The 21,763-nt window shown below is 64.1% G+C and carries 22 protein-coding genes; 6 read left to right on the top strand and 16 right to left on the bottom strand.

What is annotated here, in order from left to right; all coding sequences use genetic code 11:
• Nucleotides 1-109: 109 nt before the first annotated feature.
• The 11 genes from xth to ACVIIW_RS09030 form a co-directional block, all read right to left on the bottom strand.
• A complete protein-coding gene (xth, locus tag ACVIIW_RS09080; protein WP_456700429.1) occupies nucleotides 110-925 on the bottom strand; it encodes an exodeoxyribonuclease III in 816 nt (271 codons plus the stop codon).
• 66 nt (nucleotides 926-991) lie between these two features.
• A complete protein-coding gene (locus ACVIIW_RS09075; RefSeq protein WP_456700428.1) occupies nucleotides 992-1,807 on the bottom strand; it encodes an outer membrane lipoprotein carrier protein LolA in 816 nt (271 codons plus the stop codon).
• 108 nt (nucleotides 1,808-1,915) lie between these two features.
• Nucleotides 1,916-4,402, bottom strand: a complete 2,487-nt coding sequence (locus tag ACVIIW_RS09070; protein WP_456700427.1) for a DNA translocase FtsK — start codon at nucleotides 4,400-4,402, stop codon at nucleotides 1,916-1,918.
• An 8-nt stretch (nucleotides 4,403-4,410) separates the two neighbouring features.
• Nucleotides 4,411-5,625 (bottom strand): aminotransferase class I/II-fold pyridoxal phosphate-dependent enzyme, encoded by a 1,215-nt coding sequence (locus tag ACVIIW_RS09065; protein ID WP_456700426.1) that lies wholly within the window; start codon nucleotides 5,623-5,625, stop codon nucleotides 4,411-4,413.
• Between the two features lie 468 nt (nucleotides 5,626-6,093).
• A complete protein-coding gene (locus ACVIIW_RS09060; RefSeq protein WP_456700425.1) occupies nucleotides 6,094-7,542 on the bottom strand; it encodes an ammonium transporter in 1,449 nt (482 codons plus the stop codon).
• 38 nt (nucleotides 7,543-7,580) lie between these two features.
• Nucleotides 7,581-7,919: a P-II family nitrogen regulator gene (locus ACVIIW_RS09055; RefSeq protein WP_456700424.1), complete on the bottom strand. Its 339-nt coding sequence runs from the start codon at nucleotides 7,917-7,919 to the stop codon at nucleotides 7,581-7,583.
• A gap of 316 nt (nucleotides 7,920-8,235) precedes the next feature.
• Nucleotides 8,236-8,853 carry an ATP-dependent Clp protease proteolytic subunit gene (locus tag ACVIIW_RS09050; protein ID WP_456700423.1) on the bottom strand — a complete coding sequence of 206 codons (618 nt, stop codon included), beginning with the start codon at nucleotides 8,851-8,853 and terminating at the stop codon, nucleotides 8,236-8,238.
• Nucleotides 8,854-8,894: 41 nt separating this feature from the next.
• Nucleotides 8,895-9,251, bottom strand: coding sequence for an SRPBCC family protein (locus ACVIIW_RS09045; RefSeq protein ID WP_456700422.1), 357 nt, complete (start codon nucleotides 9,249-9,251; stop codon nucleotides 8,895-8,897).
• The gene (locus tag ACVIIW_RS09040; protein WP_456700421.1) at nucleotides 9,248-9,562 is read right to left on the bottom strand and encodes an ArsR/SmtB family transcription factor; all 315 of its coding nucleotides are present in this window, start codon (nucleotides 9,560-9,562) and stop codon (nucleotides 9,248-9,250) included. The genes ACVIIW_RS09045 and ACVIIW_RS09040 overlap by 4 nt, the downstream gene beginning before the upstream one ends.
• 42 nt (nucleotides 9,563-9,604) lie before the next feature.
• The gene (locus ACVIIW_RS09035; RefSeq protein WP_456700420.1) at nucleotides 9,605-10,906 is read right to left on the bottom strand and encodes an ammonium transporter; all 1,302 of its coding nucleotides are present in this window, start codon (nucleotides 10,904-10,906) and stop codon (nucleotides 9,605-9,607) included.
• A gap of 127 nt (nucleotides 10,907-11,033) precedes the next feature.
• Nucleotides 11,034-11,372 (bottom strand): P-II family nitrogen regulator, encoded by a 339-nt coding sequence (locus ACVIIW_RS09030; protein ID WP_092232482.1) that lies wholly within the window; start codon nucleotides 11,370-11,372, stop codon nucleotides 11,034-11,036.
• A 245-nt stretch (nucleotides 11,373-11,617) separates the two neighbouring features.
• Here ACVIIW_RS09030 and ACVIIW_RS09025 point away from each other — a divergent pair, with 245 nt between their 5' ends.
• A complete protein-coding gene (locus ACVIIW_RS09025) occupies nucleotides 11,618-12,508 on the top strand; it encodes a DUF4339 domain-containing protein (protein ID WP_456700419.1) in 891 nt (296 codons plus the stop codon).
• 45 nt (nucleotides 12,509-12,553) lie between these two features.
• Here ACVIIW_RS09025 and tesB read toward each other — a convergent pair whose 3' ends face one another.
• On the bottom strand, nucleotides 12,554-13,417 hold the full coding sequence (tesB, locus tag ACVIIW_RS09020) for an acyl-CoA thioesterase II (protein WP_456700418.1): 864 nt from the start codon (nucleotides 13,415-13,417) through the stop codon (nucleotides 12,554-12,556).
• Nucleotides 13,418-13,570: 153 nt separating this feature from the next.
• On the opposite strand from tesB, the gene ACVIIW_RS09015 reads away from it, so the two are divergent.
• Complete coding sequence (locus ACVIIW_RS09015; RefSeq protein ID WP_456700417.1) at nucleotides 13,571-14,791, top strand: ubiquinone biosynthesis hydroxylase; 1,221 nt, start codon at nucleotides 13,571-13,573, stop codon at nucleotides 14,789-14,791.
• A 61-nt stretch (nucleotides 14,792-14,852) separates the two neighbouring features.
• Here the strand turns inward: ACVIIW_RS09015 and ACVIIW_RS09010 are convergent, their stop codons facing one another.
• Nucleotides 14,853-15,050, bottom strand: a complete 198-nt coding sequence (locus ACVIIW_RS09010) for a Trm112 family protein (protein ID WP_200297414.1) — start codon at nucleotides 15,048-15,050, stop codon at nucleotides 14,853-14,855.
• A 58-nt stretch (nucleotides 15,051-15,108) separates the two neighbouring features.
• A complete protein-coding gene (locus ACVIIW_RS09005; RefSeq protein WP_456700416.1) occupies nucleotides 15,109-15,639 on the bottom strand; it encodes a TetR/AcrR family transcriptional regulator in 531 nt (176 codons plus the stop codon).
• A gap of 89 nt (nucleotides 15,640-15,728) precedes the next feature.
• Here ACVIIW_RS09005 and ACVIIW_RS09000 point away from each other — a divergent pair, with 89 nt between their 5' ends.
• The 4 genes from ACVIIW_RS09000 (at nucleotide 15,729) to ACVIIW_RS08985 (ending at nucleotide 19,867) form a co-directional block, all read left to right on the top strand.
• Entirely contained in the window at nucleotides 15,729-16,079 is a 351-nt protein-coding gene (locus ACVIIW_RS09000; protein WP_456700415.1) for a hypothetical protein, read from the top strand.
• A gap of 194 nt (nucleotides 16,080-16,273) precedes the next feature.
• Nucleotides 16,274-16,552, top strand: a complete 279-nt coding sequence (locus ACVIIW_RS08995; RefSeq protein ID WP_456700414.1) for a PepSY domain-containing protein — start codon at nucleotides 16,274-16,276, stop codon at nucleotides 16,550-16,552.
• Between the two features lie 20 nt (nucleotides 16,553-16,572).
• Nucleotides 16,573-17,154 carry a cytochrome b/b6 domain-containing protein gene (locus ACVIIW_RS08990; protein ID WP_456700413.1) on the top strand — a complete coding sequence of 194 codons (582 nt, stop codon included), beginning with the start codon at nucleotides 16,573-16,575 and terminating at the stop codon, nucleotides 17,152-17,154.
• 211 nt (nucleotides 17,155-17,365) lie between these two features.
• Nucleotides 17,366-19,867 carry an EAL domain-containing protein gene (locus ACVIIW_RS08985; RefSeq protein WP_456700412.1) on the top strand — a complete coding sequence of 834 codons (2,502 nt, stop codon included), beginning with the start codon at nucleotides 17,366-17,368 and terminating at the stop codon, nucleotides 19,865-19,867.
• 98 nt (nucleotides 19,868-19,965) lie between these two features.
• Here ACVIIW_RS08985 and ACVIIW_RS08980 read toward each other — a convergent pair whose 3' ends face one another.
• Entirely contained in the window at nucleotides 19,966-20,643 is a 678-nt protein-coding gene (locus ACVIIW_RS08980) for an LON peptidase substrate-binding domain-containing protein (protein ID WP_456700411.1), read from the bottom strand.
• An 84-nt stretch (nucleotides 20,644-20,727) separates the two neighbouring features.
• Nucleotides 20,728-21,648 (bottom strand): thioredoxin, encoded by a 921-nt coding sequence (gene trxA / locus ACVIIW_RS08975; RefSeq protein WP_456700410.1) that lies wholly within the window; start codon nucleotides 21,646-21,648, stop codon nucleotides 20,728-20,730.
• Nucleotides 21,649-21,763: the final 115 nt, after the last annotated feature.

The following is a 21,763-nucleotide window of genomic DNA, read 5'->3' as shown; positions in this document are numbered from 1 at the left end:
GTCAGCGCCGTCTCGAACCATGAAGGCCCGGTTACCGCCTGCGGCCATCCTTCGCGACGCGCGCGATGCGCGCTCCTCGGGATGAGAGCGTCAAGCGCGGCTACAGGCTTCACACCTCCAGCGTCACGGTGACAGGGACGTGATCGGAGGGACGCTCCCAGCTCCGTGCATCGCGCAGGATCTTGAAATCGCTGACCGCATCCTTCAGCGCGCGCGACACCCAGATGTGATCGAGCCGCCGGCCGCGGTCGCCGACGGTCCAGTCGGCGGAACGGTAGCTCCACCACGTGTAGACTTTCTCCGACATCGGGATGCGGTCGCGCGCGACGTCGATCCATTCGCCGGCTTCGAGCGCCGCCTTCAGCTTCTCGGTTTCGACAGGCGTATGCGAGACCACTTTGAGAAGCTGCTTGTGCGACCACACATCGTTCTCGTGCGGCGCGACGTTGAGATCGCCGACCAGGATATGACGATCCTCCCCGCGGGGATGCAGCGGCTCGCACGCCTTCAACTCGTCGAGGAAACGGAGCTTGTGGTCGAATTTTTCGTTGAGCGCGGGATCGGGAATGTCGCCGCCGGCGGGCACGTAGAAATTATGCAGCACCAGCGGCTTTGCGATGTTGGCCTTCGCGCCGAACGACACCGAGATATGGCGCGAATCCACCTTGTCGCAGAAGGTGCGGATGTCGGTGGATTCGAACGGAATCTTCGATACGATGGCGACGCCGTGATAGCCCTTCTGCCCGTTCAGCGCGACGTGCTCGTAGCCGAGCCGCTTGAAGCGCTTCAGCGGAAAGGCGTCGTCGATGCACTTGGTCTCCTGGAGGCACAGTACGTCGGGCCGTGCGCTCTTGAGAAACTTCGCGACCAGATCGATGCGCAGCCGCACCGAGTTGATGTTCCAGGTTGTCAGGGAAAGACGCATGAGAGTTGCGTCTTAGCATGGATCGTCGCGGCCGAAATGCTTGTCCACAGGGGCGGTGCCGCAGCGCTACCCCGGCGACGGCACGTTGTAATTGGTGAAGTCGATCTTGAACATGTTGGGATCGAGCTTCTTGCCCGCATCGAGATTGTAGACCGCTACCGTGGTGTCATAGCCTTGGGGATCGGTGACGGTCCATTGCTTCAGCTGGCCGTCCTTGGCGCCGATCATCAGCAGCAGGCGGCTGGTGCCGACCAGGGCCTGCTTCTCTTCGATGGTGACGCTGATGAAGAGATCGTCGGCGGTGACGTTGACGACGTTGGTGTCCTTCATCAGATCGATGCGGTCTGACAACAGGAAGCGCAGCGGCGTCTGCGACAGCGGATAGACGTCCTGCGTCGCGAGCTTGCGGTCGCGCACCACCACCGACGATCCATCGGCGATGATGTCGATCGGGCTCGGCGGATCATATTCGAAGCGGACCTTGCCCGGCTTCTGGATGTAGAAATCGCCCTGCGTCTTGCTGCCGTCGGGGCCGACCTGGACGAAATTTCCGACCAGCGTCGACAGCGACGACAGATAGGCGCTGACCTTGGCCGCCTGCGCTTTCTGGTTCGCATCGAACGTCTGGAAGATGCTGCTCGGCACGTTGCGGCGCGGATCGGGAATGATCGGATTCGGCGGAGCCTGCGTCGCGCCTGTGATCGCCGGCCCCCCGGCGGGCGCAGCATTGTCACGGCTCTTCGGTGCCGGCTTCGGCACCGGCACGTTCTGCGCAAACGACGCTGCGGTCACCAAGGCGGCGGTGACGAGAAGCACACCCGCCGCGCGCGCGCTGCGGGCAGCGAGAGAGGCTGCGAATCCAATGTCCGGATGTCTGGTCAACGCGTCGTCCTGTGTGGCTGGGCGTCGTTTTAACGTGATTTCGAGCAAAAGCAGAGATCGATTTTCCGTGAAAATGTCATTCCGAGGCGGGCCGGAGGCCCCCTTGCCTCACATGTGACTGTCTTCTTCTTCGACCAGAATCTCGCGTTTGCCGGCGTGGTTGGCGGGTCCGACGATGCCTTCCAGTTCCATGCGCTCCATCAGCGATGCGGCGCGGTTATAGCCGATTTGCAGCCGGCGCTGGATGTAGCTGGTCGAGGCCTTGCGGTCGCGTTTGACGATCGCAACGGCCTGCTGGAACAGGTCGCCGCCGCCATCCGCGCCCATTCCACTGGCGTCGAACACGGCGCCGCCGTCTTCGTCCTCGCTCGGCTCTTCGGCGGTGACTGCTTCCAGGTATTCCGGCTGGCCCTGCGTCTTGAGGTGGCGCACCACCTTCTCGACTTCGTCGTCCGAGGCGAACGGTCCGTGCACGCGGCTGATGCGGCCGCCGCCGGCCATGTAGAGCATGTCGCCCTGGCCGAGCAGCTGCTCGGCGCCCATCTCGCCCAAAATCGTGCGGCTGTCGATCTTCGAAGTGACCTGGAAGGCGATGCGGGTCGGAAAGTTCGCCTTGATCGTGCCGGTGATGACGTCCACCGACGGACGCTGTGTGGCAAGGATCACATGCAGGCCGGCGGCGCGTGCCATCTGCGCGAGGCGCTGCACCGCGCCTTCGATGTCCTTGCCGGCGACCATCATCAGGTCGGCCATTTCGTCGACGATGATCACGATGTAGGGCAGCGGATCGAGCGAGAGCTTCTCTTCCTCGTAGATCGCCTTCCCGGTCTCCTTGTCGAAGCCCGTGTGTACGGTGCGCGTCGGCTCTTCGCCCTTGGCTTTCAGTTCGCCGAGCCGCGTGTTGTAGCCGTCGATGTTGCGCACACCGAGCTTGGCCATGTTCTTGTAGCGCTCTTCCATCTCGCGCACGGCCCATTTCAGCGCGACCACCGCCTTCTTCGGATCGGTCACGACGGGTGTGAGCAGATGGGGAATGCCGTCATAGACGGAGAGTTCGAGCATCTTCGGATCGACCATGATCAGCCGGCACTGATCCGGCCGCAGCCGATAGACCAGGCTCAGGATCATCGTGTTGATTGCAACCGACTTACCGGAGCCGGTGGTACCCGCGATCAGCATATGCGGCGTGCGCGCGAGGTCGATGATGACGGGCTCGCCGCCGATGGTCTTGCCGAGGCAGAGCGGCAGCTTTGCCACCGTGTCGACGGTTTCCTTGGCGACCAGCAGCTCGCGCAGATAAACCTTCTCGCGATGCGCGTTCGGCAGCTCGATGCCGATGGCATTGCGGCCAGGCACGACGGCGACGCGCGCCGAGAGCGCGCTCATCGAGCGGGCGATATCGTCGGCAAGCCCGATCACGCGCGACGATTTGATACCGGGCGCCGGCTCGAGCTCGTACAGGGTGACGACGGGACCCGGATTGGCTTTCACGATCTCGCCGCGCACGCCGAAGTCCTGCAGCACGCCTTCGAGCGAACGCGAATTGGCCTCCAGCTCGGCCTTGCTGAGCGGCTGGCGATCGCCGGCCTTGGGCGCAGCCAGCACGGACACGGATGGAAGCTCGAACTTGTCGGAGGATTTCCTGGAAGCGGCTTTCGGTGCAGCCTTCTTGCGTGGCGCACGCGCGATCGGCTCCTCCTCTTCCTCCTCTTCGTCTTCTTCTTCCTCGTGCTCGTCCTCGTTCTCGTGGTCCTCGTCTTCGGATTGCGGCGAGATCGAGGGCGCGGCGCGGCCGCCGCCGAGATTGGGTTCTTGTCGGCTGAACGGAACGGCCTTGCTCTTCGATCCGCTCGAAACCAGCGAGCGATAGGCGGCACCACACAGCCAGATCAGCCGCGCCTTGGTGCTCATCAGCGCATGGAACAGCCAGCCCAGCGACACCGAACCGCGATCGCCGTCGTCTTCGTCATCGAGCGTCTTGTCGTCGTCCTCGATCTCCGCGAGTTCATCATCGCGCTCGCGGGCACCGAGGCCGCAGGCGATCAGGAAGGTCGCGGCCAGCGCGACGAACAGGATGGCGCCGAGCGCCATGCGATAGATCGCGCCTGGTGGCCCGAAGATCACCGCGGGCGCACGCACCAGCGCATCGCCGACCACGCCGCCCAAACCGGTGGGAAGCGGCCAGGCGCCGCCATGCGGCCAGCAGCTGACGAAGCCGGCCGTGATCACCGTGCAGAGAATCCAGGCGCCGAGCCGCAGCGCTTCGCGATCGAACGGACGGTGGGTCATCATGCGCCAGCCCCAGACCGCGACGGTGAGGATCAGCATGATCGCGCCGAGCCCGAGGATCTGCATGGCGAGGTCGGCGCCGATGGCGCCGGCGTAGCCGAGAACGTTGTGGATCGGCCGCGAGGTCGCGTGGCTGAGGCTCGGGTCCTGGACCGACCATGTCATCAGCGCGGCGGAGGCGACGCCCGACAGCGTGACCAGGCCGAAGCCGGTCAGCTCGCGCACGCGCCTCGCCAGCCCCTCGCGGAGCGAAGGCGGCAGATGGCCGACCAGGGGAATGACGCGTTCGATTGTCGACATGCTCATGGGCCCGCCTAACCCAGAGTTTCGACCAGCCGGTGCAGCGCCTGCGCCGTGGTCTCACTGTCCTGCACCAGCGCCAGCCGGATATAGCCGGCACCGGGATTGAAGCCGTCGGGCTGAAGCCGCGCCAAGTAGGAGCCGGGCACCACGCGCACGCCGGCTTCCTTGTAGAGCCTGAGGGTCACGGAGACGTCGTCGCCGATCTCCGACGTATTGAGCCAGACGCAGAAGCCGGCATCGGGCCGGCGATAGCCATAGCGATTGCCGATGATCTGGTCGGCGAGATCGAATTTGATCCGGTACAGCCTGCGGTTCTCTTCGACATGCGCCTCGTCGCCATAGGCAACGGTCGCGACATGCTGGAGCGGTACCGGCACCTGCGGCGCCGCGATGTTGCGCAGCTCCAGGAACATGCCGATGAGCTTCCTGTCGCCGGCGGCGAAGCCGACGCGCAGGCCCGGCAGGTTGGAGCGCTTCGACAGCGACTGGAACGCAAGCACGCGGGTGAAATCGGCGCCCGCGCATTCGAGCGCGCTGCCCGGTGCTTCCCTTGTGTAGATCTCGGAGTAGCACTCGTCGCTGAGAATCACGAAGCCGTGGCGGTCGGCGAGGCTTTTCAGGCGCGTGAAATAATCGCGCGATGCGACCGAACCCTGCGGATTGGCTGGCGATGCCAGGTAGAACGCCACCGTGCGCGCCAGCGTCGCCTCGTCGATGGCATCGAGATCGGGCAGGAAGCCGTTGTCGACGGTGGTCGGCAGGTAAACCGGCTCGCAGTTAGCTGCGCCGGCGCCGGCGCCGTAGACCGGATAAAACGGGTTCGGCATCAGGATGGCGGGCTTGCCGGGCTTCGGGCCGACATAGCGCGCTGCCGCGATCGCGGCGAGGAACAGCCCCTCGCGGCTGCCATTGAGGACCAGAATCTCGGTCTTCGGATCGAGCGGTCGCGGCAGCCTGAATCGCGACGACAGCCAGGCGCTCGCGGCCTGGCGAAACGGCTCGGTGCCCTGGTTCATCGGGTACCGTCCGAAATCGGCAATGTGCTTGGCCAGCACGGGGCCGACGAAATCAGGCACGGGATGCTGCGGTTCGCCGACTGCGAGCGAAATCAAGGGCTTGCCGGGTTGATGCGGCGCCAGCAGCTCGTTCAGCCGGACGAAGGGCGAGCGTTCGTTATTGGCGCTTCCACCTTCGAGCGGCGCACGGGATGAAGCGGTCATGACCATTCTGGGCGCCAGTACTCTCGGAACGGCCGGTCGCACGCGGGCGCCGGCGGGAAGGCGGTTCAATTCACCATAGATAGGGCGAGGTTAAGACGCGATTAACCATCGGCCGGCCGGGTGCGTCCAGAGCTGGAATAATGGGGCCGGATAACAACGGGATGGAAGATCGAAGTCGATTTGAGTTCGGCCGGCAGCAGCGCTCTCTCTGTTCCCTCCCCCCCGCGTTGTGGGGTCAGGGAGGGGGGGCCGCGCGGGGATTCCTTCCGTTGCGCGCCCGCCCTCAATGGATCATCAAGAACCAGCATCATTTCCTCGGCCACCCCCTCCCCAACAAGGGGCGACGGGACGCTTTGCCAAAAAAAGGGGCTCCAACTTGCGCTGGAGCCCCTCAACGGTCGGGGCATTGCCGGGTATGTGCCCAAACCGCAGGAGTGAACGCGATCTCCAGGGAGATCGCGCCCGGGAGAACGGTTACATGTTGTAGGCGCGTTCGGTGTGCTCGGTGATGTCCAAGCCTTCACGCTCGGTCTCGACATTGGCGCGAAGGCCGACGATCACGTCGACGACCTTGTAGAGGATCGCAGAACCGATGCCGGACCACACCAGCGTGGTGCAGACGGCTTCGATCTGGGACAGCATCTGCGCAGCGAAGTCGTAATCGGCAACCTTGGGCGGGATCGCGGTGTAGTCGATGATGCCGGCACCACCGAGAGCCGGATTGACCAGGATGCCGGTGCCGAGGGCGCCGACGATGCCGCCGATGCAGTGCACGCCGAACACGTCGAGCGAGTCGTCGTAGCCGAGCGCGTTCTTCACGACGGTGCAGAAGAACAGGCAGACCACGCCGACCACGAGACCGAGGACGATCGCGCCCATCACGCCGGAGAAGCCGGCGGCAGGGGTGACGGCCACGAGGCCCGCGACAGCACCGGAGATGACGCCGAGTACCGACGGATGACCCTTCACGATCCACTCCGCGAACATCCACGACAGCGCGGCGGCTGCAGTGGCGACGAAGGAGTTGGTCATGGCGAGCGCAGCACCACCGTTGGCCTCCAAGTTGGAGCCGGCGTTGAAGCCGAACCAGCCGACCCAGAGCAGCGAGGCGCCGATCATCGACATGGTCAGCGAGTGCGGAGCCATCAGCTCCTTGCCGTAGCCGACGCGCTTGCCGATCAGGAGAGCGCCGACGAGACCGGCGATGCCGGCGTTGATATGCACGACGGTGCCGCCGGCGAAGTCGATCGCGCCCTTCTTGAAGATCCAGCCGGCGTCGGCGTTGATCTCGTCGAGCTTGGCCTGAGCCGCAGTCTTTGCCGCTGCGTCAGTCGCGGCAGCAAGAGCCTTGGCCGCATCCTGGATCGCGTCCGGGCCGGGCCAGTACCAGACCATGTGCGCGATCGGGAAGTAGATCAGCGTGACCCAGAGCGGAATGAAGAGAGCGATCGCCGCGAACTTCATGCGCTCGGCGAAGGCGCCGACGATGAGGGCGGGCGTGATCGCCGCGAAGGTCATCTGGAAGCACACATAGACGAGCTCCGAGATGTTGGCGTCGACCGAGAAGGTCGCGGCCTTCGAGTCGGTGGTGACGCCCATCATGAAGGCCTTGGAGAAGCCGCCGATGAAGTCGGAACCGCCGGTGAAGGCGAGGCTGTAGCCGTAGACGGCCCAGATCACGGTGACGACGCAGACGGTGTAGAACACCTGCATCAGCACCGAGAGCATGTTCTTGGAACGAACGAGGCCGCCGTAGAACAGCGCGAGGCCGGGGATGGTCATCAACAGCACCAGCACTGTCGATGTCAGCATCCAGGCGTTGTCTCCCTTGTTGACCGTTGGCTCGGCATAGGCTGCGGTCGCAGCGAACAGGCCGACTGCGAGAGCCGCCAATCCCGCGCCATAGGGACGCTTAAACGTCATTTCATTTACTCCTGATTGGATTTTGGTTGAGCGCGAAATCAAAGGGCCGCGGCGTCGGCTTCACCGGTGCGGATGCGGACCGCATGGTCGAGGCCGATGACGAAGATCTTGCCGTCGCCGATCTGTCCGGTTTTGGCGGCGGACGTGATGGCGTCGATGGTCTTGTCGACCTGCTCGGAGGCAATGGCGACTTCGATCTTGATCTTGGGCAGGAAGCTCACGGCATATTCGGCGCCGCGGTAGATTTCCGTGTGGCCTTTCTGACGGCCATATCCCTTGACTTCCGTCACCGTGAGACCGTGAACGCCAATGGCGGTCAAGGCGTCACGGACTTCTTCCAGCTTGAATGGCTTGATAATCGCCATAACAATTTTCATGGGTCCTATCCCCGCTTGGGCCCGGTCCGGACATGGCCGGGCGTTTCTCGACTGGTTCGCCACGAGGGAGAAGTTCACTACGCGGGCACAGCCGGGACCCTTAGAATCAAATGCCGTGCCAGAACCGGCGACTTGCCTAACGGACTATGAAAACGGGGATTTTCGCGTTGGGCGGGTAATCCGCCGCAATGCGCCAATACGTCGCGCTCAATACGTGGTCAGACGTGATCAAAAACTGGGCATGACAGGGTGCCGACACAATTGCTGCTCACGTGTCGGGCAGCAATGCAGGTATCTTGTTACAGGCGGGGGCCGATTAGCTGGCGTCGCGATCGGCCGGCTGGCGCTCGGCAAATACCCGATCGATCAGGCCCCACTCGACCCCCTGCTGCGCGGTCATGAAGTGGTCGCGATCCAGGGTCCGCTCGACTTCCTCTACGGTCCGGCCGCAATGCTGCGCATAGAGCCTGGTGATGCGCCGCTTGGTGTCCTGCATCTCGTTGGCATGGATCAGGATGTCGGACGCCTGGCCCTGGAAGCCGCCGAGCGGCTGGTGGACGTGAAGGCTCGCATTGGGCAACGCGGCGCGGTGGCCGGGCTCGCCGGCCATCAGCAGGAACGAGCCCATCGAGCGCGCGGTGCCCATGCATAGCGTATGCACCGGCGCCTTGATGAACTGCATGGTGTCGTACATCGCAAGGCCAGAGGTGATCACGCCGCCATAGGAGTTGATGTAAAGATTGATCGGCCGGTTCGGATTCTCCGCTTCCAGGAACAGGAGCTGCGCGCAGACCAGGCCCGACATCGCGTCATTGACCTCGCCGTTGAGGAAGATGATGCGCTCGCGCAGCAGCCGCGAGTAGATGTCGAAGGACCGTTCGCCGCGTGCGGATTGCTCGACGACCATAGGGACGAGCTGAAGCATGTCGCGCATCGGCGACCTCCATGTCTGCAGGTGATGAGGTTCGGTTGGTGTCAGGCCGCCGCGCGCATGAGGCAGCGATTGCAATTGGCCGGCTGCGGCAGTTTTACGTTGATCTCGCAGGCCTGCTGGATGATGCGGAAGCGGGTGCCGCCCGACACGTTCGGCTCGATTCGGAAGATGACGCGGCTCTCGCGATACGGCGGTTCGGAATCGCGAAGCCGGTAGCGCACCTCTTCGCCCGGGATCGATGTTTCCGGCTCGGCGCCCGCAAGATCGCAATCCGGCAGCCAGCGCTCGCGCAGGGCGGGAATGGTTACGGCGCGCCAGACTTTTGCCGGCGGAGCATCGAATTCATATTCGAGCACAAGGGCTTCGTCAGGACGTTCGGGCTTCGCGGCGTCGCTCATTGATCCATATCCTTCAGGAGGTCAGCGAGTGCTTCCATGCGCTTCGGCCAATAGGCGCGGTAGCGCGCAAGCCATGTACCGATGGCGACGATCCCGTCGGGATCGACTTCGTAATTCACAAAGCGGCCTTGCCGCTGCTCGCGCACGAGGCCTGCCGCGCGCAGCACCGAAAGATGCTGCGACATCGCGGGCTGGCTGATCTCCAATCCGTCGCGCAAGGCGCTGGCATTGAGGCTGCCGTCGGCGAGCTTCTCAAAGACCCTGCGGCGGGTCGGGTCGGCCAGCGCCCTGAAAATATCGGCTTCGATCATGACAACACATAAGCACGTGCTTATGTGTTGCGCAAGCCCTGATTATTGCAGCGCTTCGCCGTGCTGGGTGATGTCGAGACCCTCGAGCTCCTGCTCGCGCGACACGCGCAAGGGCACGAACAGGCCGACCAGCTTGAGCAGGATGAAGCTCACGCCCGCCGACCAGACGAAGGTGACGGCAACGCCATAGAGCTGGATCAGCAATTGCTGCGGATGGCCCTCGAGCAGGCCGGCGGTGCCTCCGATGGCGCTGGTCGCGAACACGCCGGCGAGCAGCGTGCCGGTCAGCCCGCCGATGCCGTGGACGCCGAACACGTCGAGCGAATCGTCATAGTTGAAGCGGTGCTTCAGCCAGGTGCAGGCCCAATAGCAAATCGCGCCGGCGGCGATGCCGATGACGATGCCGTGCCACGGCGCGACGAAGCCCGAGGCCGGCGTGATGGTGCCGAGGCCGGCCACGGCGCCCGAGATCATGCCGAGCACCGAGGGCTTGCGCCGCGTCGACCATTCGATCGCGCCCCAGGTCAGCGCGCCGGAACAGGCCGCCAGATGGGTCGCGATGATCGCCATCACCGCGCGCGAATTGGCAGCACCCGCCGAGCCGCCATTGAAGCCGAACCAGCCGACCCACAACAGGCCGGTGCCCATCACGGCAAGCGACAGATCGAACGGCGACAGATTTTCGGTGCCGTAGCCGTAACGCCGTCCCATCACTTTCGCGGCCACCAGGCCACCGGTGCCGGCCGACAGATGCACGACTAATCCGCCGGCGAAATCCATCACGCCCATGCTGTTGAGGAAGCCGCCTCCCCACACCCAATGTGCCAGCGGAATGTAGACGAAGATGAACCAGGCCACCGAGAACAAGAGGTAAGCGGAGAACCGCATCCGGTCGGCGACCGAGCCCGCCACCAGCGCCACCGTGATGATCGCAAACGTCATCTGGTAGAGCATGAACAGCGCTTCCGGGATCGTCTTCGCGGCCGGGTTGACGCTGTCCATGGTCATGCCGGCGAGGAACCAGCGATCGAGCGAGCCGATCCACGGGCCGTCGCCGGCGAAGCACAGCGAGTAACCGAACGCGACCCAGAGAATGGAGATGATGGTCACCGCGGCAAGGCTCTGCGCCATGGTCGCGAGCACGTTCTTCTTGCGCACCATGCCGGAATAGAACAGCGCCAGTCCCGGGATCGTCATCATCAGCACCAGGGCGGTGGCGACGATCATCCAGGCGGTGTCGGCGGTGTTGATCTCCGATGTCGTGGCGTGGGCCGGCGCGGCCATCACCGACAACAATCCGAACGGCGCAGCCAAAGCGGCCACGCGGCGCAACAATCCCGCCATGTCGTTTTCCCCCAGCATTCGTGATTGCGTCGCTACGGCGTCGTTGCCCGCTGCGAACGAAGAGACCAGAGCGTTTTCGAGCGAAGTGGATACCGGTTCGCGCCAGGAAAACGCGTCAAACAAAAATCTAGAGCGCGTCGCTATCGGTCTCGCCGGTGCGGATGCGCAGCGCATGGTCGATCGGCGTGACGAAGATCTTGCCGTCGCCGATCTGCCCGGTGCGGGCGGAAGCGGTGATCACGCTGACCGCCTTGTCGGCGATGTCCGAGGCGACCGCGATCTCGATCCGCAGCTTCGGCAGGAAGTTCACGACATATTCCGCGCCCCGATAGATCTCGGTGTGACCCTTCTGGCGGCCGTAGCCCTTGACCTCGGTCACGGTCATGCCGTGGACGCCGATCGCCGTCAGGGCCTGGCGGACTTCATCCAGCTTGAAGGGTTTGATGATCGCGACGACGAGTTTCATGGTCAGGCCTATTCCCCGGGATGCGCCCCGCCGTATGTCCCGGCGCTGCGTCAATCTGGCATCTTTCCGGGCAAATGGCACAAAAAACTTGCACATTGAAGCGGAAAAACGCTTGGCCGAGGGCGGGCATGTGAACGGCCGCCTCTGTACAGGGCATCTGTTCGTCCCTCACAATGCATTTTTGGCAAGGATGCGGTGAACCCGCGCCGGCCGGGCGGTACATAAGTATTTTGGGGGCGCGCGTCATGGCGAGTTGGTTTTATGCATCCGAGGGCAAGCAGCAGGGGCCCTATCTCGAGGGGCAATTCCGCGATCTGATCGCGCAAGGCGTCGTGCGGCCGGACACGCTGGTGTGGTCCGAAGGCATGGCCGGCTGGCAGAAGGCGGCCGAAATTCCCGGACTGATCCCTGGCGGCGGCGCGCCGCCGGTCATTCCCGCCGGGGGCCCGCCGATGATGGGCGGCGGCGCCTATACCGGCGCAGGCAGCGCGGCCGGCGGATCGCTGTCGGTCGATTTCGGCATTCTCGACTTCACCTGGCGCACGCTGGTGATGGTGATCCTCTCGGCCCTCGTCATTCCCGTGCCGTGGGTGTTCGTCTGGTACACGAGATGGATCGTGTCCTGTGTCAGGGTCCCGGGACGGCCGAACCTGTCCTTCACCGGCAATGCGATGACGATGGTGCCCTGGTTCTTCGGCTTCATCGTTCTGGCCGCTGTCGTCGGCTATTCCGGCGTCCAGGTGCTGAACCTTGCGCTCTTTCTCGCCGAGATCGCCCTCTACTGGCTGCTGATCAAGTGGATGATCGCCAACCTCGCCTCCAACGGGCAGCCGCTTGGCCTCAGCTTCAATGGCTCGGTCGCGGGCTACATCGGCTGGAACCTGCTGTTCGCGGTTTCCATGATCACCATCATCGGATGGGCCTGGGTCGCCGCCGCCCAGCTACGTTGGATCTACCGCAACATCGAGGGCACGCGCCGCGAGATCATCTTCAAAGGCACCGGGCTCGGAATCCTCTGGCGCGGCATCGTGGCCGCGATCCTGTGCAGTTTCCTGATCCCGATCCCGTGGGTCTATCGCTGGATCATGAACTGGTTCGCCTCGCAGACCGAGCTCGCGCCGCGCCGTTCGATGTAAGCATGATCAGGGCCTCGCAAGCGCGATGAACGCGCGCTCGAGATGTCAGCTCCTCCGCTCGCGCACGGAACCTTCCTGCGCGACGGAGGCGACGAGCGTGCCGTCGGGCTTGAAGATCGAGCCGCGCGTCAGGCCGCGGCCGCCTTGTGCGCTCGGCGAATCCTGCGAATAGAGCAGCCATTCGTCGGCGCGGAACGGGCGGTGAAACCACATCGCGTGGTCAAGGCTCGCCGGCATCATGCGCTTGTCGAACAGCGTGCGGCCATAGCGCGCCATGATCGCATCGAGCAGCGAGAAGTCCGAGGCATAGGCCAGCGCGCACATGTGCAGCGCCGGATCGTCCGGCAGCGTCGCCGCCGTCTTGATCCAGACATGGATGCGGCCGTCCTCGATCTTCTGGCCGAAATAGCGGCCGAGCTCGACCGGGCGCAGCTCGATCGGGCGATCGGATTCGTAATAGCGGCGGATGAACTCCGGCATCTCGCGGAACATCGGCTGCTTCGCCACCTCTTCCGCCGTGAGCTTTTCCGGCGCCGGCACGTCAGGCATCTTGTCCTGGTGGTCGAACGCGCTCTCTTCCTCGGCATGGAACGACACCATGATCGAGAAGATCGCATTGCCATGCTGGATCGCGGTGACCCGGCGCGTCGAATAGCTCTTGCCGTCGCGCAGGCGTTCGACCTGGTAGATGATCGGGACCTGCGGATCGCCCGGCAGGATGAAATAGCAATGCAGCGAATGCGGCAGCCGGCCCTCGACGGTGCGGCAGGCCGCAACCATCGCCTGCCCGATCACCTGCCCGCCGAACACCCGCTGCCAGCTCGTCTTCGGGCTGTTGCCGCGGAACAAATTCACCTCGAGCTGCTCGAGGTCGAGGATCGAAATCAGGTCGATGAGGCTTTTGGACATGGTGGTGCTTTCTTGCCGTCATCCGGCGCGAACCATCGCCCCGGACTGGCACATCAGGCCTTCTTTGCGGGCTGTTCCGCCCCTGTTTCACCGCACTGTTTCGCCCACCTCAAGTCTGCTAGCAAGACCTCAGAATTGGCCGGGAAGCTTGGTATGTCGGTACAGAAGAGCATTGTCATTGGCGGCGGCGCATTTGCGGGCCTCGCGCTGGCGCTGGCCCTGCGCCAGGGGCTCGGCCCCGAGATTCCCGTCATCGTCGCCGATCCCGCTCTCGCCGCGCGCCCCAGCCGCGATCCCCGCGCGACCGCGATCGTCGCCGCCTGCCGCCGCCTGTTCGAGGCGCTCGGCGCCTGGGACGACGTCAAGGCTGAGGCGCAGCCGATCCTCGACATGGTCGTCACCGATTCCAGGCTCGAGGACGCCACGCGTCCGGCGTTTTTGAACTTCGCCGGCGATGTCGCGCCCGGCGAGCCCTTCGCGCACATGGTCGAGAACCGCCGCCTGATCGATGCGCTGGTGGTGCGGGCCGAAGCTGAAGGCGTTGATCTTCGCGCCACCACCGTGTCGTCCTACGACGCGCGCGCCGAGGGGATCGACGTGACGCTCGGCGATGGCAGCGTCATCGCGGCGAGCCTGCTCGTCGCCGCTGACGGTGCGAAGTCGAAATTGCGCGAGCGCGCGGGCATTGCGACGCACGGCTGGGAATACGACCAATCCGGCATCGTCGTCACCGTCGGCCACGAGCGCGATCACGACGGCCGCGCCGAAGAGCACTTCTTGCCCGCGGGCCCGTTCGCGATCCTGCCTCTGTCAGGCAAGCGATCGTCGCTGGTGTGGACCGAGCGCCGGGCTGAGGCCGCGCGCATCATCGCGCTTGGCGAGGACGAGTTTCACGCCGAGCTCGAGCAGCGTTTCGGCTTGCATCTCGGCGAGGTGAAAGCGCTCGACAAGCCGCGCGCGTTTCCGCTGTCCTATTTCGTGGCGCGCTCCTTTGTCGCCGAGCGCCTCGCGCTGGTCGGCGATTCCGCCCACGTCATCCACCCCATCGCGGGGCAAGGCCTCAATATGGGGCTGAAGGATGTCGCCGCCTTGGCCGAGGTCGTCGTCGATGCCGCCAGGCTCGGCATGGATATCGGCGGCGCCGACGTGCTCGATCGCTATCAGCGCTGGCGCCGCTTCGACACCATGGCGATGGGCGTCGCCACCAACTCGCTGAACTTCCTGTTCTCGAATCAGTCGACCCTGCTGCGCACCGTGCGGGATATCGGCCTCGGCATCGTCGACCGCACCCCGCCGCTCAAAAACCTCTTCATCCGCCAGGCGGCGGGTTTGACCGGCGAGATCCCGCGGCTGTTGAAGGGCGAGGCGTTGTGAGCGGCGAATGGCGAATGGTGAGCAGATCCATTCGCTACTCGCCATTCCCTATTCGCCGTTCTCAATCGATCTTGCGCGCCTCTTCCGGCAGCATGATCGGGATGCCGTCGCGGATCGGATAGGCGAGCTTGGCGCTCCGCGAAATCAGCTCCTGCTTGGCGGCGTCGAATTCCAGCGGGCCCTTGGTCAGCGGGCAGACCAGGATCTCCAGCAGTTTCGGATCGACGCTATTTTCGGGACGTTCGGTCGGCGCGTTCATTGGGGTCTCCGGCGGTCGGCTGGCTGTAGCATAGAAAATCACGCCCGCCCATTGCGCGCTATGCCGAGACCAGCCGCTCGATTTCGTCGAGCAGGCCCTGCAGCCGCGCGGCCGGCATCGGCGTGCTGGCGAGTGCATAGCCCAAAAACGTCCAGTACAGGATCTGCGCGCGCGCCTGCGCGGGCGCAGGCGCAACCCCCCGCGTCGCCAGCAGCGCCTCGATATAGTCGAGCCGCCGGCGGTCGATGGCGCGAACGGCCGCTTGCGCCGCCGGATCGAACGCGGCCCAGTTGCGCACCGCGCGCTCGAGATCGAGCCGGGCGCCAAAGGTCCTGCGCAGAAGCGCCCTCACAGGCTCGTCGCTGTCGGCCTCGACGCGAGCGATGATCTCCTCGGCCGCGATCTCGCGCCAGCGCTTCAGCACGGCGGCGTGGAACGCGCCGAGATCGGCAAAATGCCAGTAGAAGCTGCCCCGCGAAACGCCCATGCTCTTTGCCAAGGGATCGGCCTTCAATGCAGTGAAGCCGCTCCTGGTGAGCGCCTTGACGCCCTCTTTGATCCAGTCCTCGGCGGAAAGTTGCCCGGTCATATCAGTTTCCGAAATCCGGCCATACAGTACTGTATTGACAGGCGGTGCACCAGCGCTTATACGACCATACACACATGTATGGGGCCGCGATGCGTGATCTCTTGCTGCAATGCGCCGGTGTGGGGGCCATCATCGTGGCCGTCATCCACGGCATCCTCGGCGAAACCAAGGTCTTTGCCCGCGCCACCATCGAGCCGGAGCGGCTCCGCAGCTTGATCCGCCTGGTCTGGCAGGCCTCGACCGTGGCCTGGATCGGGTGCGGCGCGCTGCTGGTCGCTGCGCCCTGGATGGATTCGGCGCTCGCGCGCCACTGGATCGTCGTCACCATGGTCTGCGTGTTCGGCTTCTCCGCCTGCGCCAACGCATGGGGGACGCGTGGTCGCCACTTCGGCTGGATGGCGCTCGGTGCGGTGGTGGCGATGACCCTTGCCGGTTATTGAATGCAGCCACCAAACCGTGAGGCGTAAGGCCGCAGCACACGGCAAAACACGCCCGGCCCTCGGAGGGCGCTGATGTTTTGGCGACGGCTAGAATGTCTCCAAGACGTCGCCGATCCGAATCGCGATTGACTTCCCCTTCCCATTCGCTTCCTTCGGGCGTGCGTCGCGCATATGCGACAGTGGAGGAGATATCAGTGAAAGTCATTCGCGTTCTCGCCATCGCGCTGACGGTCGGCTCCGGCATCGCGTCGACGGTGATGGCCGACGGCTTCAAGGATTGCACCAAGCTCGACAAGGCGTCGTGGAAGCCGGCGATCGAAGCCGAAGCCCAGGCGAAAGCGTTGGGTTATGACGTGCGCCGCTCCAAGATCGAAGGCTCATGCTACGAGGTCTACGGCGTCAAGGCAGGCAAGCTCTACGAGCTGTTCTACAGCCCGGAAGATCTCAGCCTGAAGCACACGATTGCCAAGTAACGGCCAAGGATGGTCCCGGCTTGATCGACAAAGCGCTGCGAGATGCGCGCGGGGAGCCGAAACCGATCCCCGCGGATCGAACGGTCGCCGTCTGGGACCTGCCGCTGCGTCTCTGGCACTGGGCTCTCGCCGCCTGCGTTCTGGCCGCCTGGTTTACACCCGCCGTCCATGACGGCCTGCATCGCATCGTCGGCTATGCGGCCATCGGGCTTCTCGCCTTCCGCCTGGTCTGGGGCTTCCTTGGCGGCCGCTATTCACGCTTTCGCATGATCGGCGTCCGCCTTCAGGCAGCCCCCTCCTATCTCTGGAATCTCCACCGCGGCATCACGGGCCGCTATATCGGGCTCAATCCCGCCGGTGCGTTGATGCTGTTGGCGCTGCTGTTGTCACTCGCCGTCTCGGCGATCACGGGCGCAATGTCGGTCACCGTCACCTTCTTCGGCGTCGGGTGGGTCGAGGACACCCATGCTTACGCATCGGATGCGGCCATCGTCCTGGTCGTGTTGCATGTTGCAGGCGTGGTGTTGATGAGCGTGCTTCAGCGCGAGAATCTGGTGCGCGCGATGTTCACAGGTCGCAAACGCATCCGCAACCATCCCTAGGCCGAGCTGGCAAGTTCGAACCGGCCTCCCGTTACCCGCGTGGTTTCACGCGGACTCGCGCGCGCTTACCCGCACAATTAACGCCAATGGCGTCATTTGCCGCAGAATGTTTACCTCGCGATAGGCATACAACCGGGCATTGCAAAAAATTAACGCGGAACAAGCGCGCCTGGATCAATCCTCGGTAGTATTGACGAGGGAGTGATATTGCATGTTTCGTGTTGTTTCCTGCCTTGCGACCGAGCACGATTGGCGGCTCGTTGTGCTCGCTGGCCTGGTTTGTTTCACTGCAAGCATCGTAGCGGTTAGCATCTTTCATCGCGCGATCGCGTCGGGCGCCTGGACGCGGCGGATCTGGATTGCGATCGCCGGTGCCGCTATCGGCTACGGAATCTGGGCGACGCATTTCGTCGCAATGCTCGCCTACGACCCCGGCGTCTCGACCGGCTACGGCCTCGGCCTGACGGCGCTGTCGCTGGCCGCCGCGATGGTGCTGACGTCGGGCGGCTTCGGCGTCGCCGTTAACAATTCCGGCCGCTGGCGCGCAGCTGCCGGTGGCGGCATCATCGGCGCCGGCATCGCAAGCATGCATTACATCGGCATGTGGGCTCTCGAAGTGCCGGGTCATGTGGTCTGGTCGCCGGCGCTGGTGCTCGTCTCGGTCGGTCTCGGCATGGCCCTGGGCTATGCCGCACTCGCGGTCGCCGTCGGCCGCAAGGACAAGCGGGGGACCCTGGCCGCTGCGCTGCTGCTGACGCTTGCCATCGTGTCGCATCATTTCACGGCCATGGGCGCCGTGCAGATCGTTCCCGATCCGACGCTGGCAAACGATGCATTGTCGCTGTCACCGAACTTCCTGGCCCTCGCAATCGCCGGTGTGGCCCTGTCGGTGCTCGGGATGAGCTTCGTCGGTGTCCTGGCGGATCGTCGCCTTGCGACCAGGACCGGCAGATTCGAGGCCATCATCAGCGAACTTTCCCGCGCCAGGCAACAGGTGGAAGATTCGCAACGGGAAATCCAGGAGCAGAAACTCAGGCTGGATACGGCCATCAACAACATGGTCGAGGCCTTGTGCATGTTCGATGCGGAGAAGCGGCTTGTCGTCTGCAACGAGCGCTATGCCGAGCTCTACCGCTTGCCGCCCGAGCTGCTGAAAACGGGGACGCCGCACGCCGACATCATCAGGCACCGCGTCATGACCGGCATCCTCAAGAGCGGTACCAGCGAGGGCGCCGCCGAGCAATTCCTCTCGAAATTGGCCGCGTTGCCGTTCGATGCAGTCTCGAGCAGAATCGACGAGTTCGCTGATGGTCGGTTGATCTGCGTGACGCGACAGCCAATGGCCGGCGGCGGCTGGGTCGCCACGCATCTCGATGTCACCGAGCAACGCCGGTCCGAGGCCAAGATCGTCCATATGGCGCAACACGATGCGTTGACCGGTTTGCCAAATCGAGTGCTGCTCCGGGAGCGGATGGAGCATGCACTTGCCGTGACGCGCAATGGCGGCCTCGAACTTGCGGTGTTGATGCTCGACCTCGACCGGTTCAAGGAGGTCAACGACACGCTGGGACACCCCGCAGGGGACTCCCTGTTGCGTGCCGTCGCCACGCGTTTGCGCGAATGCACCACGGAAACCGCGGTGATTGCCCGACTGGGCGGCGATGAGTTCGCCGTGATCGACTATGTGACCAGCCCCGCCGTTGAGGCCGCCGCGCTCGCCGAGAACATCAGAAAAGCTCTTTGCGAACCCTTCGATCTCGACGATCACCGGTTCATGGTGGGCACCAGCATCGGAATTGCCATCGCGCCGCGCGATGGCGACGATTCCGACGTGCTCATGAAGAGCGCGGATCTCGCACTCTACTCGGCCAAGAGTGGCGGGCGTGGTGCATTCCGCTTCTTCGAGCCCGAGCTCGATGAGCTCATGCATGCGCGGCGGAACCTGGAGCGCGACATGCGGGATGCGCTTGCTGGCGGCGAATTCGAGCTGCACTACCAGCCCTTCGTCAATACCGCGACCGGTGAGATCCGCGGCTTCGAAGCCCTGCTACGCTGGCATCACCCGCGGCGAGGCCTGGTCATGCCCGGCGAATTCATTCCGCTCGCGGAGGAGACCGGCTTGATCGTGCCGCTCGGAGAATGGATCCTGACGACCGCATGTAGCGAAGCCGCCAAATGGCCCGCCCATCTCAGGATCGCGATCAACCTCTCTCCGGCCCAGTTCAAGAGTAAGGAGCTTGTCCCGGTCATTGTCGGCGCACTGGCGAATTCGGGAGTTCCGCCGGACCGACTTGAGCTCGAGGTGACCGAGACGGCAATCATGCATGACAGCGAGGCCGTCTTCGCAGCACTTGGTCAACTGCGCGAGCTCGGCGTGCGAGTAGCCCTGGACGACTTCGGCACCGGCTACTCTTCGCTGAGCTTCCTGCAGAGATTCCCGTTCGACAAGATCAAGGTCGACCGCAGCTTCGTCAATGAACTGTCCAGCGCAAGCGCAGACGCGCATCATCTCGCGCGGGCGGTCGTTCGCTTCGCGGTCAGCCTGGGCAAGACGACGACCGCCGAAGGCGCCGAAACGAAGGAGCAGCTCGATATCCTCCGTGAAGAGGGCTGTGTCGAAACGCAAGGCTATTATTTCGGCCGGCCGATGCCTGCATCCGGCATTGCGAAGATGCTGAGGCGAGGTGAGAAGGCAGCCATCCGCGCGGCGTGAACCACAGCATGATCCGGAAAGGTGTGAAGCGGTTTTCCGAAAAGATCATGCTCAAACAAAAGCCAAACCGCGATCACGATTCAACCCAATCGCACCGGTCATTGCAACGGCGGATCGCCGCTGGTGCGCTTCTTGGCGAGGTCCATCTCGGTGACCGCGATCAGGATCTCGGCGCGTGTCTTCAGATCGGGCGCTTCAAGCATGGCCTGCTTCTCGGCCGGGCCGTAGGGCGACATCATCGCCAGCGCGTTGACGAGCGCCTCATTGGGCGCGCTTTCGACACCCTCCCAGTCGACCTTGAGATTATTGGCCTTGAGAAAATCCGCCAGCGCCACCAGCAGCGCCTCGCGGTTGACCTCGTCCTCGCCCATGCGCGCGGTGAAATCGTCGGTGAAGGCGAAAAAATCGACCTTGCACTGCCGGTAGGGGGTCAGCACCTCGAGCTCCTCGACCACCTTGAAGCGCGCGATGCCGGTGAGCTCGAGGATGTAACGGCCGTCACCGGATTCGGCGAGCTGGGTGATGCGGCCGACGCAACCGACGCGGAACAACTTCGGCCTGTCGGAATTTTTGGGCGAGTGCGCGACGTCAGGCTGGATCATGCCGATCAGCCGATGGCCGTCGCGGAAGGAATCGTCGACCATCGCGAGATAGCGCGGCTCGAAGATGTTGAGCGGCATCTGGCCGCGGGGAAGCAGCAGCGCCCCCGGCAGCGGAAAAACCGGAATTATTTCCGGCAGGTCGGCGGGGCCGCGATATTCGATATTGATCGGCATCTCGTCCCCGCTAGAGCATGATCCGGAAAACTGCGCAGCGGTGTTCCGATAAGATCATGCGCAAACAATAACCGCACGCTGTCCCTATGAAAACAGGATCGTCGACAAGCGCTTGCGTCCCTCGACGGTTGCTTCATCCGTGCCGCCCCAGGCCTCGAAGAACTGCACCAGCTGCTTGCGGGCGCCGTCGTCGTTCCATTTGCGGTCGCGCTTGACGATCGCGAGCAGCTGCTCGGTGGCCGCAGTGCGATCGCCCTGCGCGTTCAGCGCGGTGGCAAGATCGAAGCGGGCCTGATGATCGAGCGGGTTTTCGGCGACTTTCCGTTCCAGCTCGGCGACAGGCCCGAGCTGTTCCGCTTGTTCGGCAAGATCGATCGCGGTCTGCACCGCCTTCACGGCCGGGTCGTTGCGCCTGGATTCCGGCACCATGGCGAGCGTCTGCTTGGCTTGCTCCATCGCACCCGAGACGGCGTAGCATTTTGCCAGCCCGGCCAATGCCGCGATGTTGGTCGCCTCGTGCTGCAGCACTTCGGCATAGATCTGAGCGGCCGCGGCGGCATCGCCCTCGGCGAGCACGGCCTCGGCCTCCTGCAGGATCTCGGCAATGTTGGGCTCGCCTGGCGCCGTCACACCCTTGGTCAGCTTCTCGATGAAGGCGTTGAGCTGGCTCTCCGGCACAGCGCCCATGAAGCCGTCGGCGGGCTGGCCGTTGACGAAGGCGATCACGGCCGGGATCGACTGGATGCCCATCTGGCCGGGGATCGCCGGATGCTGGTCGATGTTCATCTTGACCAGCTTGACCTTGCCCCTGGCCGCCTTGACTGCCTTTTCCAGGATGGGGGTGAGCTGCTTGCAGGGACCGCACCACTCCGCCCAGAAGTCGATCAGCACCGGCTGGCGCTTCGATTCCTCGATGACGTCCTTCACGAAGGTCTGGGTGGTGGTGTCCTTGATCAGATCGGCCGCAGCCGGACCCGCTCCGTTAGCCTGGTCGATGATCGTCACGGGATCCCCTCGTCTCATGTCTGGAATGGCGGGTCTTTAGCACGTCGCCATCGCATATGCTTCGTTCCAGGCCCTAAAATTGGGCCGGGGCGGCCGAATTTCAATCCATAGGCGC

This window comes from Bradyrhizobium sp. USDA 4449, assembly GCF_054056275.1.
The sequence above is the reverse complement of the archived record's forward strand: the minus strand, read 5'-3'. Positions and strand labels throughout refer to the sequence as shown.

Coding starts and splice junctions, on each gene's coding strand:
- xth (WP_456700429.1), bottom strand. CDS start 925: ATGCGTCTTTCCCTGACAACCTGGAACATCAACTCGGTGCGGCTGCGC.
- ACVIIW_RS09070 (WP_456700427.1), bottom strand. CDS start 4,402: ATGAGCATGTCGACAATCGAACGCGTCATTCCCCTGGTCGGCCATCTG.
- ACVIIW_RS09065 (WP_456700426.1), bottom strand. CDS start 5,625: ATGGTCATGACCGCTTCATCCCGTGCGCCGCTCGAAGGTGGAAGCGCC.
- ACVIIW_RS09060 (WP_456700425.1), bottom strand. CDS start 7,542: ATGACGTTTAAGCGTCCCTATGGCGCGGGATTGGCGGCTCTCGCAGTC.
- ACVIIW_RS09055 (WP_456700424.1), bottom strand. CDS start 7,919: ATGAAAATTGTTATGGCGATTATCAAGCCATTCAAGCTGGAAGAAGTC.
- ACVIIW_RS09050 (WP_456700423.1), bottom strand. CDS start 8,853: ATGCGCGACATGCTTCAGCTCGTCCCTATGGTCGTCGAGCAATCCGCA.
- ACVIIW_RS09045 (WP_456700422.1), bottom strand. CDS start 9,251: ATGAGCGACGCCGCGAAGCCCGAACGTCCTGACGAAGCCCTTGTGCTC.
- ACVIIW_RS09040 (WP_456700421.1), bottom strand. CDS start 9,562: ATGATCGAAGCCGATATTTTCAGGGCGCTGGCCGACCCGACCCGCCGC.
- ACVIIW_RS09035 (WP_456700420.1), bottom strand. CDS start 10,906: ATGGCGGGATTGTTGCGCCGCGTGGCCGCTTTGGCTGCGCCGTTCGGA.
- ACVIIW_RS09030 (WP_092232482.1), bottom strand. CDS start 11,372: ATGAAACTCGTCGTCGCGATCATCAAACCCTTCAAGCTGGATGAAGTC.
- ACVIIW_RS09025 (WP_456700419.1), top strand. CDS start 11,618: ATGGCGAGTTGGTTTTATGCATCCGAGGGCAAGCAGCAGGGGCCCTAT.
- tesB (WP_456700418.1), bottom strand. CDS start 13,417: ATGTCCAAAAGCCTCATCGACCTGATTTCGATCCTCGACCTCGAGCAG.
- ACVIIW_RS09015 (WP_456700417.1), top strand. CDS start 13,571: ATGTCGGTACAGAAGAGCATTGTCATTGGCGGCGGCGCATTTGCGGGC.
- ACVIIW_RS09010 (WP_200297414.1), bottom strand. CDS start 15,050: ATGAACGCGCCGACCGAACGTCCCGAAAATAGCGTCGATCCGAAACTG.
- ACVIIW_RS09005 (WP_456700416.1), bottom strand. CDS start 15,639: ATGACCGGGCAACTTTCCGCCGAGGACTGGATCAAAGAGGGCGTCAAG.
- ACVIIW_RS09000 (WP_456700415.1), top strand. CDS start 15,729: ATGCGTGATCTCTTGCTGCAATGCGCCGGTGTGGGGGCCATCATCGTG.
- ACVIIW_RS08985 (WP_456700412.1), top strand. CDS start 17,366: ATGTTTCGTGTTGTTTCCTGCCTTGCGACCGAGCACGATTGGCGGCTC.
- ACVIIW_RS08980 (WP_456700411.1), bottom strand. CDS start 20,643: ATGCCGATCAATATCGAATATCGCGGCCCCGCCGACCTGCCGGAAATA.